The 12484-nt window shown below is 40.8% G+C and carries 11 protein-coding genes; 4 read left to right on the forward strand and 7 right to left on the reverse strand.

The window, feature by feature from the left end:
• From ispC to rpsB, 7 genes are all read right to left on the reverse strand, one after another.
• Positions 1-1203 carry a 1-deoxy-D-xylulose-5-phosphate reductoisomerase gene (gene ispC / locus ACNSN2_RS09840; RefSeq protein WP_041709713.1) on the reverse strand — a complete coding sequence of 401 codons (1203 nt, stop codon included), beginning with the start codon at positions 1201-1203 and terminating at the stop codon, positions 1-3.
• The gene (locus ACNSN2_RS09845) at positions 1200-2066 is read right to left on the reverse strand and encodes a phosphatidate cytidylyltransferase (RefSeq protein ID WP_054202414.1); all 867 of its coding nucleotides are present in this window, start codon (positions 2064-2066) and stop codon (positions 1200-1202) included. The genes ispC and ACNSN2_RS09845 overlap by 4 nt, the downstream gene beginning before the upstream one ends.
• Positions 2067-2087: 21 nt before the next feature.
• A complete protein-coding gene (locus ACNSN2_RS09850) occupies positions 2088-2867 on the reverse strand; it encodes an isoprenyl transferase (protein ID WP_010388117.1) in 780 nt (259 codons plus the stop codon).
• Positions 2868-3123: 256 nt separating this feature from the next.
• Positions 3124-3645 (reverse strand): ribosome recycling factor, encoded by a 522-nt coding sequence (frr, locus tag ACNSN2_RS09855; protein WP_218651693.1) that lies wholly within the window; start codon positions 3643-3645, stop codon positions 3124-3126.
• A gap of 50 nt (positions 3646-3695) precedes the next feature.
• Complete coding sequence (gene pyrH / locus ACNSN2_RS09860; protein ID WP_016899281.1) at positions 3696-4445, reverse strand: UMP kinase; 750 nt, start codon at positions 4443-4445, stop codon at positions 3696-3698.
• Between the two features lie 158 nt (positions 4446-4603).
• Positions 4604-5455 carry a translation elongation factor Ts gene (gene tsf, locus ACNSN2_RS09865; protein ID WP_010388114.1) on the reverse strand — a complete coding sequence of 284 codons (852 nt, stop codon included), beginning with the start codon at positions 5453-5455 and terminating at the stop codon, positions 4604-4606.
• Between the two features lie 104 nt (positions 5456-5559).
• On the reverse strand, positions 5560-6288 hold the full coding sequence (rpsB, locus tag ACNSN2_RS09870) for a 30S ribosomal protein S2 (protein ID WP_008110990.1): 729 nt from the start codon (positions 6286-6288) through the stop codon (positions 5560-5562).
• 272 nt (positions 6289-6560) lie between these two features.
• Between rpsB and map the strand changes: the two genes are divergently transcribed.
• The 4 genes from map (at position 6561) to ACNSN2_RS09890 (ending at position 12252) form a co-directional block, all read left to right on the forward strand.
• The gene (gene map, locus ACNSN2_RS09875; protein ID WP_054202413.1) at positions 6561-7346 is read left to right on the forward strand and encodes a type I methionyl aminopeptidase; all 786 of its coding nucleotides are present in this window, start codon (positions 6561-6563) and stop codon (positions 7344-7346) included.
• Positions 7347-7497: 151 nt separating this feature from the next.
• Entirely contained in the window at positions 7498-10116 is a 2619-nt protein-coding gene (gene glnD, locus ACNSN2_RS09880) for a [protein-PII] uridylyltransferase (RefSeq protein WP_010388109.1), read from the forward strand.
• A gap of 9 nt (positions 10117-10125) precedes the next feature.
• Positions 10126-10953 (forward strand): 2,3,4,5-tetrahydropyridine-2,6-dicarboxylate N-succinyltransferase, encoded by an 828-nt coding sequence (dapD, locus tag ACNSN2_RS09885; RefSeq protein ID WP_010388107.1) that lies wholly within the window; start codon positions 10126-10128, stop codon positions 10951-10953.
• A gap of 276 nt (positions 10954-11229) precedes the next feature.
• On the forward strand, positions 11230-12252 hold the full coding sequence (locus ACNSN2_RS09890) for a tetratricopeptide repeat protein (protein WP_418607214.1): 1023 nt from the start codon (positions 11230-11232) through the stop codon (positions 12250-12252).
• The last annotated feature ends 232 nt before the right edge of the window (positions 12253-12484 follow it).

The raw sequence follows: 12484 nt of genomic DNA on the forward strand, positions 1-12484 counted from the left end.
TTAATGCACCACTTTGGTTATAAACTGCGCTGCGCTCAAACGTGCTAAACGATCACATTCTAAAATTTCATCAAGCGTTTGCACATTGGTGAACTTTGCAGCCTCTAACGTTTTCGCATTCACTTTATAAATATCGGTAAAACTAATTTGTCCCTGCAAAAATGCATTTACAGCCATTTCATTAGCCGCATTCACCGTAGTAGTTGCACCCTGTCCCGCATCACACGCAGCAATTGCTAATTTTAAATTAGGGTAACGAGAAAAGTCAGGTTTAGTGAACGAAAAATCACAAATATCAGAAAAATTTAACGGTTTAACACCCGCATCAATTCGCTGTGGAAAGGCAAGCGCATGTGCTATAGGGGTGCGCATATCGGGGTTTCCCATTTGCGCTAAAATAGAACCATCTTGGTATTGCACCATAGAGTGGATAATACTTTGTGGGTGAATCACCACATCAATATCGCTGGCATCACAGTTAAATAACCATTTAGCCTCAATAAACTCTAAGCCCTTGTTCATCATTGTGGCTGAGTCTACTGATATTTTTTGTCCCATAGACCAATTAGGGTGAGCAACCGCTTCACTGACACTAACGCTATCAAGCGTATTAATATCACGGTTTAAAAATGGGCCACCAGAGCCAGTTAATAAAATTTTGCTAACGCCATGCTGCTCAAGCCGTGCTTGTCCTTGGGTGTTTTGTAACGTACTAGGTAAACACTGAAAAATAGCATTATGTTCGCTGTCGATGGGTAATAAAGTTGCTTGATGTTGTTTCACTTTATCAATAAACAACTGACCCGACATCACCAATGACTCTTTGTTTGCCAGCAGTACTTTTTTTCCTGCTTCAACTGCGCTCAAGGTAGGCAGTAACCCAGCTGCACCAACAATAGCTGACATCACAGTATCAACATCAACATGCGCACAAAGCTCACTCATGGCTTTCTCGCCATGCATTACTTGTGTTTTACACATGCCTTTTAAAAGTTCACTAAGCTGCTTAGCGGCTTGCTCTGAAGCCATAACAGCATACCGAGGTTGATGAGCAAGACACAACTCAGCCATTTTCTTTGCATTTTGCCCTGCGGCCAATGCGAACACCTTGAACTGCTGTTGATTTCTTGCAACAACATCTAACGTGCTAAGACCTATAGACCCCGTTGCACCCAAAATAACCAGTTGTTGCACTACACTCATAAACTCAGTGTCCAGGCAAAGCAAATAACAAACATCGGCGCTGCTGCAGTTAAGCTATCAATACGGTCTAAAATACCGCCGTGCCCAGGTAGGCAACTGCCGCTATCTTTAAGACCCGCTTCACGTTTAAACATACTCTCGAGTAAATCACCTACCGCAGAGAACAAAGCAATAAATGCTGTCATTACTGCATAAATTGGCCACACAGAAGTATCAACGTTAGTGTAATAACAAAAAGCCAATACAAATAACACCGCAGCAACCACGCCACCGGCGAGGCCTTCTATGGTTTTATTTGGACTAACTTTAGGCATTAACTTATGTTTACCGAAACTTTTACCGGTAAAGTAAGCGCCAATATCGGCACTCCATACAATACCTAAAACCACTAAAATCAGCATAGAACCATAGTGTGTTGATTCTGTATATTGCGCACTTCGAAGGGTGTTAAGCGCAAGCCACAGTGGTACCAATGTCAGTAAACCTGCAATACCGCGCATCACGAGCCCTTCATTCCAGCCTTTAGCCATAGCGGGGTAACGCCACACTAAATAACTTGCAACTAACCACCATGAAAACGATAAGGTAAATAAGTAATTGGCATCACCTACAAGCTTGCCGTTCTGCCATAGAGTTTCTATCGGCCAATGTAAATTAAGTAAACCGAGTAATACTGCAACTAACAATACAAACGCACCGCGTTTTAGTTTATCGCATAGCCCCATAAAAGCAGACCATTCCCATGCGCCCATTAATACAATAGCACCCGCAAAATAACTAAATAACGTTAGTGGGGTGTAAAAAACCAAAGCCAGTGCTAATGGTGCTAGCACTAGTGAGGTTAAAATACGTTGTTTTAACAAAATGATGACCCTTAATCTATTTTAGGTTTGAGCGAGTAATTGTTTTATTTGTTCGCCCGTGCAACCAAAACGTCGCTCTCTGGCAACGTAACATGCGATGGCCTCTGCAAAAGCAGCTTCGTTAAAGTCAGGCCAAAGTGTATTGGTAAAATAAAGTTCAGCGTAGGCTGCCTGCCAAAGTAAAAAATTACTAATTCTGACATCGCCACCAGTACGGATCAATAAATCTGGCTGTGCCTGATCTGCCATACTCATATGCTGTGCAATATGTTCTTCTGTAATGTCTGCGGGATCAAGTTCCCCATTTGCTACTTGTAAAGCAACCTGCTTAGCAGCATGAGTCATATCCCAGCGACCACCGTAATTTGCCGCTACATTTAAGTGCAGACCGGTGTTATTCGCTGTTAGTTCTTGCGCAGTATGTACTTTCGCACGCAAGCTTTCAGAGAATCGAGATAAATCTCCAATGATGGTTAGTTTTACGTTATTTTTATGCAGCTTTTTAACTTCTTTACTTAGTACAAATAAAAAAAGCTCCATTAATGTATTTACTTCGTCTTCAGGGCGGCGCCAGTTTTCACTACTAAAAGCAAATAAGGTTAACGATTGTATCCCTAATTTAGTACAAAACTGCACAGATTGACGAACTGCATCTACGCCTTTTTTATGCCCATATACACGAGGCCTATTTCTGGCTTGTGCCCAACGCCCGTTCCCATCCATGATGATGGCAACATGTTTAGGCAAACATTGCTGTGAAATTGTATCAGCGTCTAGAACCATAAATTTTGTGTATTCCATAAAAAAACGCCGCCTAGTATACCCCAGACGGCGTTTCAAAACTAATAAATTTAACCTGTACCCGTGATAATAAATCTACTTTAAGCAAATAATTATACAGCTAACAACCTTGTATTTACTGATAATCGAGCCACTAGTAAAGAGAAAATACATTCTGTTACTCTTAAAAATCACACAATTAAAGTAAAGTGCGAATACTTGTGAAAAGCGGCTTAATTATTTAGCTAAAGCTGTTTGCCTAGGTCTAGAACAGTTATTAGATTTCCATCAACTCAGCTTCTTTCGCTGTTAATTGTGTATCCATTTCTTTAATAAACTTATCAGTGATTTTTTGAATTGCATCTTCACCTTGACGTGCTTCGTCTTCAGAGATGTCTTTATCTTTTAATAAGTTTTTAATATCGCCATTTGCATCACGACGAATATTACGAATAGCAACACGTCCGCCTTCTACTTCGCCACGTACGATTTTAATTAAATCTTTACGACGTTCTTCAGTCAATGGAGGAAGAGGTACACGAATAACTGTGCCTGCAGACATTGGGTTTAAACCAAGGTCAGAAGCCATAATAGCTTTTTCAACAGCTTGCGCTAAAGACTTATCAAATACACCAATAGCCAGTGTGCGTGAATCTTCAATAGTTACATTTGCAACTTGGTTTAACGGTGTTGGAGCGCCGTAGTACGACACCATAATGCCGTCTAAAATTGCAGGATGAGCACGGCCAGTACGAATTTTAGATAATTGACTACCAAGTGCTGCTACACTTTTTTGCATGCGCTCTTGCGCATCTTTTTGAATATCGTTAATCACGGTTTAATCCTAATCTAGTTACTAACTTCATCTGAGGCTTGTGAAGAAATAAGGGTTCCTTCTTCTTCACCCATTATTACGCGTTTTAATGCGCCTGATTTATTCATATTAAATACGCTCAATGGCATATTATGGTCGCGAGCAAGAGTAAATGCCGCTAAATCCATTACTTTTAATTCTTTATCAATAATTTCATTGTAGCTTAAGTGACGGTAAAGTGTCGCATCAGGGTTTTTCACCGGATCATCACTAAATACACCGTCTACTTTGGTCGCTTTAATTACCGTATCAGCTTCAATCTCAATGCCGCGTAAACACGCTGCAGAGTCAGTTGTGAAGAACGGGTTACCTGTGCCAGCGGCAAAAATAACAACGCGACCTGTTTTCAACAAGCTAATAGCTTCAGCCCAGTTATAGGCATCACATACGCCATTTAATGGGATAGCTGACATTAAGCGACAATTTACAAACGCACGGTGTAGCGCATCACGCATAGCTAGGCCGTTCATTACGGTTGCAAGCATCCCCATGTGGTCACCAACAACGCGATTCATGCCCGCTTCGGCTAATGAGCCACCGCGTAAAAAGTTACCGCCACCAATAACTAAACCCACTTCTACGTCGAGTTCTACGAGCTCTTTAATTTCTTGTGCCATACGATCTAAAACTTTAGGGTCGATGCCGAAGCCTTCGTCTCCCATTAAAGCTTCACCACTTAATTTGAGAAGAACACGTCTAAAAATAGGTTTGCGATTGATAGTCATAGTTTTGGGGCCAACTTTTATTGAATTATGGATAAAAAATAACCGCGCTTATGTTAAACATAAAAGCGCGGTTATTTTAAAGAATTTCTAAGCGTGACGCAAAAGCAAATAGTACTTTAATTGCATGTATTTTCCTTTTGCATCACAAATAGTATGTCTTACTGACCTTTAGCAGCTGCAATTTGAGCAGCAACTTCAGCAGCAAAATCTTCTTCTTTCTTCTCGATACCTGCACCAACTTCCATACGTACAAAGCCAGTAACTGTTGCGTTTTTCTCTTTAAGAATTTCGCCAACAGATTTTTTCGGTTCCATGATGAAAGCTTGACCAGTAAGAGAAACCTCACCAGTAAATTTCTTCATACGACCAACAACCATCTTCTCAGCGATTTCAGCAGGCTTGCCTTCGTTCATCGCGATGTCGATTTGTACTTGCTTTTCTTTTTCAACAACATCAGCAGGTACGTCATCTGGCGTTAGGTAGTCTGGGTTTGAAGCAGCAACGTGCATTGCAACGTGCTTAAGTGTTTCTTCATCAGCAACACCTGCAACAACAACACCAATACGCTCGCCGTGACGGTACTCAACTAGTTGTTCACCAGTGATGTACTGAAGACGACGTACATTGATGTTTTCACCAATTTTAGTTACTAGCTCAACACGATCTTCTTCGAACTTAGCTTGTAAGTCTTCGATAGATGTAGTGTCAGCGATAGCAGCATCTGCAACTTTGTTAGCAAATGCTAGGAAGCTTGCATCTTTAGCAACGAAGTCAGTTTGACAGTTAACTTCTACAAGTACTGCAACACCCGCGTTTTGCTTGATGATGATAGTACCTTCAGCAGCAATGTTACCTGCTTTTTTAGCAGCCTTTGCAGCACCGCTCTTACGCATGTTTTCAATCGCTAACTCGATGTCACCATCAGTCTCAGTTAACGCTTTTTTACAATCCATCATGCCAGCGCCAGTACGCTCGCGTAATTCTTTAACTAGGGCAGTAGTTACAGCCATTAGTAAATCCTCAAATCTGAAATCAGGTTTAGATAAGCGGGTTACCCGCTCCACAAGAATAGCAAGTCTTCACCTTTAAAAGATGAAGACTTGATGACAGCTAATTACTCAGCTTCTACGAAGTCATCTTTTTCAGCTTGAGCAACGATGTTACTCTCACGGCCTTCAGTGATCGCAGCTGCAACAGCACTAGTGTAAAGGTTGATTGCACGGATAGCATCATCGTTACCAGGTACGATGTAATCAACACCGTCTGGGTTAGAGTTAGTATCAACGATTGCAACAACTGGGATACCTAGGTTGTTAGCTTCACGGATAGCAATGTGCTCGTGGTCAGCATCGATTACAAAGATAGCGTCTGGAAGGCCACCCATGTTTTTAATACCACCAAGGCTCTTTTCAAGCTTTTCCATTTCACGAGTAAGCATTAACGCTTCTTTCTTAGTTAACTTCTCGAAAGTACCGTCTTGGCTTTGAGCTTCAAGGTCTTTAAGACGCTTGATTGATTGACGAACTGTTTTCCAGTTAGTCAACATGCCGCCTAACCAACGGTGGTTAACGAAGAATTGATCGCTTTGTAAAGCAGCTTCTTTTACTGCTTCGCTTGCTGCGCGCTTAGTACCAACGAAAAGAACTTTACCTTTGTTTGCAGCAGCACCAGATAAAAACTTAAGTGCAGTGTTGAACATTGGTACAGTTTGCTCAAGGTTGATGATATGTACACGGTTACGTGCGCCGAAGATGAAAGGCTTCATCTTTGGGTTCCAGTAACGTGCTTGGTGACCAAAGTGAACACCAGCTTGAAGCATATCGCGCATTGAAACGTTTGCCATTTTGTAAATCCTCTAAGTTGTTTAGGGTTAGGCCTCCACATATCCCATAGCACCAACACCGCAGTTAAATGAAACTGAAATGCACCCAAGTGTATGTGACGATACGTGTGTGTGTTAAAATAAAATTGTGTTTGCCTTAAATACAAAAAATCATTTAAGAATTTATTTGTAAAAAGACGGCGCGCTTTATACCATATTAAAAATAAATACTCAACGTCTCGTGCAAAAATTGTGCGACGACAATCATCTAAAAACGCAACTTTGGAGCCTCAATGAGCGCTGTGATTAAGACCCCTGAAGAAATCGAGAAAATGCGTGTAGCCGGCCGTTTGGCTGCTGATGTGCTAGAAATGATCGAACCACATGTGGTACCAGGTATCACCACCGATGAGCTAAATACAATTTGTCATGATTATATTGTTAATGTGCAAGATGCCGTTCCTGCTCCTCTTAATTATCATGGTTTTCCAAAATCAATTTGTACCTCAGTAAATCATGTAATTTGTCACGGTATTCCGAACGACAAAGCATTAAAAGACGGTGACAGTGTAAATATTGACATCACCGTTATCAAAGATGGTTACCACGGTGACACATCAAAGATGTTTCATGTAGGCACGCCTAATATTCAAGGTAAACGCCTAGCAGAAGTTACTCAAGAAAGTCTTTATCTTGCCATTAAAATGGTAAAACCGGGTGTTCGCCTTGGTGATATTGGTGCAGCTATTCAAAAATATGCAGAGAGCTTTAACTACTCTATCGTACGTGAATACTGCGGCCATGGTATCGGCAGCGAGTTCCATGAAGAACCACAAGTAATGCATTACGGTAAAGCAGGTACTGGAGAAACATTAAAAGCAGGTATGTGTTTAACCATCGAACCTATGGTAAATGCGGGCAAACGCCAATGTAAATTACTTAAAGACGACTGGACTGTGGTAACAAAAGACCGTAGTTTATCAGCTCAGTGGGAACACACCTTACTTGTAACTGAAAATGGTGTTGAAATTTTAACTCTACGATCAGATGATACAATCGATAGAATTATCGAGCACTAATTTTAAGTGCGCGCTTAATCGCGATAGTAACTGATTTGCCGTATATCGCTTAAGCGGTTTGCTGTAAGGGGATAACATAAGTTATTGCCCTTACAGCAAATATATTATAAAAATAAATTTCAATGCAGTCCATATATAGGAGCCAGCCTAAGTGGCATTACCTAACAAAGTAAAAAAGTTGCTCAATGATGCTGAGCAATTAAGCGATTACCGCGATTGCTCCGCCTATTTCTATAAATGGTTGCATAATGAATTCTCAAAACAACCTGTTGGTAAATTAATTAATGCCCGTGCAGAATTTATTGACCGGTTGCTAATCAAACTTTTTCAGGTTTATGATTTAGCTCACGAACCAGACTTGGCTTTAATTGCAGTAGGTGGTTATGGTCGTGGCGAGCTACATCCCTACTCTGATATAGACTTTTTGTTACTTGTTACGAAACAGCCTAATGATGATATTTGCGAAAAAATCGGCCAATTCGTTACTATGTTATGGGATCTTAATCTCGAGATAGGTCATAGTGTTCGTACTATTGAACAAGCCATAGATCAAAAACGTGAAGACGTTACCTTTGCCACCAGCTTATTAGAAAGCCGTCTTATTTTTGGCAATCATATTGAGTTTGAAAAACTCAAAAACCATATTATTGAAACCCCGGTGTGGGGCTCAGGTGAATTTTTTGTCGCAAAAGTACAAGAACAAAACTTGCGTCACAGAAAGTGCCACGGTACTGCCTACAATTTAGAACCAAATATAAAAGAAAACCCAGGGGGTCTTCGCGACCTGCAAACTATTATTTGGGTCGCTAAAAAGCACTTTAGGGCAGAAACTCTGCAAGAGCTAATTAGTCACGGCTACCTGACCCATGAGGAATATCAAGAGCTGTTAGAGTGTCTTGAAAATTTATGGAATATCCGCTTTGCATTGCATTTAGCCGCAGAACGTTCAGAAAACCGCTTATTGTTTGATCATCAACCCCAAGCTGCAGAAATTTTAGGTTTTGGTAGCGATGGTAAAGCTTCGGTTGAGCGCATGATGAAGCGTTTATTCAGAATCATGAGCCGAGTACGTGAGCTTAACCAAATGTTGCTTTCGTACTTTGAGCAAAGTATTTCGCCAGACAGCAGTCAAGCTACCGTTGAAGAGCTTGATCGTAACTTTGAGCGCGTTGGCCATCAAATTCGGGTAAAAAGTCCGTCTGTATTCTTTAGACGCGATCAACTTTTTGTGTTGTTTGAGCATATTGCTGACCACCCTGAAATTACCCATATATACCCAAGCACAATTCGCACTATTCGCCAAGTTCGTCGCCGTTTATTAGGCGACCTACAAGACTACGCAGCCTGCCGAGAAGCTTTTTTACGAATCATAAAGCATCCTAATGGCATGGGACGTGCTTTTACGCTGATGCACAAACACGGCATGATTGCCGCCTATTTACCGCAGTGGCGAAATATTTTTGGGCAAATGCAGTTTGATTTGTTTCATGCCTACACAGTTGATGAACACACCCACAAGCTGATCAATAATATTTATCAGTATTTTGATAAAACCGGGATTAGCGAATTCCCAATTTGCAGCGAAATCGTCACGCGTATGGATAAACCAGAGCTACTGTATTTAGCCGGTATTTTCCACGATATTGCTAAGGGCCGTGGGGGCGATCACTCTGAACTGGGCGCTGTTGATGCCATTGCTTTTTCTAAATTACATGGTTTTGCATCATCAGATGGTAAGTTAATTTCTTGGCTTGTTAGTAACCACTTACTCATGTCGGTAACGGCGCAGCGTAAAGATATAAACGACCCAGACGTAATAAAAGATTTTGCATCGCGAGTAAAAACAGAGCGCCAGCTCGATTATCTCTATTGTTTAACCGTCGCCGATATACGCGCCACTAATGACAACTTGTGGAATGACTGGAAAAACACTCTACTACGCGAGCTTTACTTGCATACACAACGTGCTTTGCGCCTTGGCCTTGAAAATCCTATGGATCAACGCGACCAAATTCGAGATAAAAAGCATCAAGCTAAACAGCGCTTGATTAATTTGCATTACCATGAAGATCAAATTGACTTAATTTGGAGCCGCTTTAAAGCCAATTACTTTACCGCTTTTAGTGAGCAACAGATTTCGTGGCATACGGAGCATTTACTAAAATGCACCGATTTGAGCCTACCCAGTGTTATTGTCTCAAATAAAGCAATGCATGGCGGCACCCAAGTATTTGCATATAGTCCTTATTCAGGTGCGCTATTTGCTCGATTAGTCAGTGTTATTGGCTCTAAAAAAGCACAAATTCAACACGCCCAAGTACTGACCACCAAAGATGGCTACGTACTGTTCAACTTTGTTATTTTAGAAGTAAGCGGAGACCCAATTGCCAGTAGCCGTGCGCAATCGATTAAACGCGGATTAGAGCAAGCATTAAGTGATCCACGTAAAAAAATACGCTTTAAAAAGAGCCGTTCACAACGCTTTAAAGACTTTAATATTAAACCAAAAATTGTACTGCGCCCGCACCCTCGTAAGGACCGTAGTTTAATAGAAATTCAAGCGGTTGATATACCTGGACTGTTAACTAAAATAGCCGAGGTTTTTCAAGCTTACTTACTCCACATACATGCCGCACGCATTACCACGGTAGGCGAGCGTGCAGAAGATTTCTTTGTGGTATCTAATAACGAATATCAATCGCTGACTGATGAAGAGCAAGCAAAAATTCATCAGGCATTACGTAAAAAACTCAACGCCGAAATTGAATAAGAGGACACTATGTCAGATTTAAAAACCATGATTGAAAATGCGTGGGATAACCGCGACAGCATTAGCCCAACAACCGTATCAAGCGATGTTAAACAAGCAATTATTGATGCACTTGAGCTATTAGATAGTGGCGCAGCGCGTGTTGCAGAAAAAATTTCTGGCGAATGGGTTGTTCATCAATGGCTTAAAAAAGCCGTACTACTTTCATTTAGAATTCGTGAAAACCAGCCAATGAATGATGGCGTAAATCAATTTTACGACAAAGTACCGCTTAAATTTAGCGACTACACACCAGAACAGTTTCAACAAGGCGGCATGCGCGTAGTACCCAACGCCGTTGCCCGTAAAGGCAGCTTTGTAGGGAAAAATGTGGTACTAATGCCATCGTATGTAAACATTGGTGCTTACGTTGATGAAGGCACTATGGTTGATACATGGGCCACTGTAGGTTCATGTGCTCAAATTGGTAAGAATGTACACTTATCAGGCGGTGTGGGCATAGGCGGTGTTTTAGAGCCGCTACAAGCAAATCCTACCATCATTGAAGACAATTGCTTTATTGGCGCACGTTCAGAAATTGTTGAAGGCGTTATTGTTGAAGAAGGTGCGGTTATTTCAATGGGTGTTTACATTAGCCAAAGTACCCGTATTTATGACCGTGAAACCGGTGAAATTCATTATGGTCGCGTACCTGCTGGTGCTGTTGTGGTTCCAGGTGCTCTGCCTTCAAAAGATGGCACGCATAGTTTATACGCTGCGATTATTGTGAAAAAAGTTGATCAACAAACACGCGAAAAAGTAGGCATTAACGCTCTGCTTCGCTCAATTGATGATTAAAAAGCAGTTGTAAGTTTTTAGCTGTATGCGCTAAGCAGGTTAATATTAAACGTAGATTGGGTTGAGTAAAACGAAACCCAACATCACATTAAAGTTAAGTGTATTCGCTAAAATTTAATTACATACAGAAAAAGCTCTAAGCTTGTATAGGTTTAGGGCTTTTTTAGTGCTTTTAAAATACCTTCTCACAAACCTGTACCCTTTAATCGCGTTGCTTTGTTAGATACCTGCATCTATATTGAATAAACGCATAATTCGATTATCGAGGATAAGTTGTTGCGCCTTTTCGTTTTAGGTTGGTTGGTGTTATTTGGTTCAACGCAGGCTATGGCTAATGATTTTACATCGTTTGAAGCTAAACTTAACGAAGCCGAAGATTATCTTGTTGTTAATCCCGCACAATCAATAATCATTCTTGAAAATCTCAAAGAACTAAATACAGCTCCTGTTGCGCTATTTATCCGCTGGCACTTGCTTTATGCCCGAACAGCCGTGCCCACAAGTCATTACGATCGGCTTTATAAATCGATTGACGCAATATTTCAGCATCATCAAGCTGACTACTTCAAACAAAAATTGACCACCATAATGAGTGCCTTGGGAATATGGCTACGCCATGCTGAATACTTAAGCGATGCCCAGATCTCATTCAAATGTGCTTATAAATATGCGCACAACGATCGCCAACGATTAACACTCACCAACAGTATGGCGCTGGTTGCTCGCTCGCAAAATGACTTTGCTAAAGCGCGTGCTTTATACTTAAATAATCTTGATCTTACCACGCAATTAAAGCTTCCTAATATAACAGCACTTATAAAAAGTAACTTGGGCTACTTAGCGCTTGATGAAGGCAATGTTACTGATGCTGAGCGCTACTTTAGAAGTGCATTAAGCCTTAACCAAAATATTGATAAACGCGCGGGGCAAATCTCAACCGGGCTTAATTTATTAATGGTCTTTTTAATTCAAGAACATCAGCTTAACTTTGAACGTCTCTATACTCCAACGGCAACTTTAACCCATGCATTTCCCAACGAAGCTAAACAAGCACAGCTACTTTGGCTTGAATTAGGCTACAAAAATTTAACTGGCGATTTCATAAGTCAAAAAGATAAACATCAGCTGCAAGCAGCTTACGAGCAATTAGAAAGCGATAAAATGAAACAGCTAGTAGCACATTATCTAGCTAAAAAGCTTGATGTTACTTTAACCCTACCTGAGCCCATTACCGCTAAAGAGTTTACCAGCCCATGGTTTGAGCAGGTAAAGCAATGCAATTGGGAGAAAGGTTTATAGCTTTAAGCTATAAACGTTCAGCTAAGCTGAGTTAGACGCCGATGAAATTACACAGGGCTACTCGTCACTGACAGCCGGATTAAAAAGTATGATTTTCAATTTGCTAACACCTATAAATTAACTTTTACCCTCCTTTTTAAAGTATATAAATCAAGCAACTGAATTAGCCAATAAACGGAATATATAATAAGGTAGGCAAGCATACTTGAAAGTTAGCAATTAATATTAAGGA

It is taken from the genome of Pseudoalteromonas sp. US3C1013 (genome assembly GCF_048401115.1).
GTDB lineage: Bacteria > Pseudomonadota > Gammaproteobacteria > Enterobacterales > Alteromonadaceae > Pseudoalteromonas > Pseudoalteromonas undina.

What these genes read in the sequence shown, in the direction of transcription:
- ACNSN2_RS09850 (WP_010388117.1), bottom strand. Translation starts at nt 2,867, where the DNA reads ATGGAATACACAAAATTTATGGTTCTAGACGCTGATACAATTTCACAG.
- rpsB (WP_008110990.1), bottom strand. Translation starts at nt 6,288, where the DNA reads ATGGCAAACGTTTCAATGCGCGATATGCTTCAAGCTGGTGTTCACTTT.
- ispC (WP_041709713.1), bottom strand. Translation starts at nt 1,203, where the DNA reads ATGAGTGTAGTGCAACAACTGGTTATTTTGGGTGCAACGGGGTCTATA.
- frr (WP_218651693.1), bottom strand. Translation starts at nt 3,645, where the DNA reads ATGCAAAAAAGTGTAGCAGCACTTGGTAGTCAATTATCTAAAATTCGT.
- pyrH (WP_016899281.1), bottom strand. Translation starts at nt 4,445, where the DNA reads ATGACTATCAATCGCAAACCTATTTTTAGACGTGTTCTTCTCAAATTA.
- tsf (WP_010388114.1), bottom strand. Translation starts at nt 5,455, where the DNA reads ATGGCTGTAACTACTGCCCTAGTTAAAGAATTACGCGAGCGTACTGGC.
- dapD (WP_010388107.1), top strand. Translation starts at nt 10,126, where the DNA reads ATGTCAGATTTAAAAACCATGATTGAAAATGCGTGGGATAACCGCGAC.
- map (WP_054202413.1), top strand. Translation starts at nt 6,561, where the DNA reads ATGAGCGCTGTGATTAAGACCCCTGAAGAAATCGAGAAAATGCGTGTA.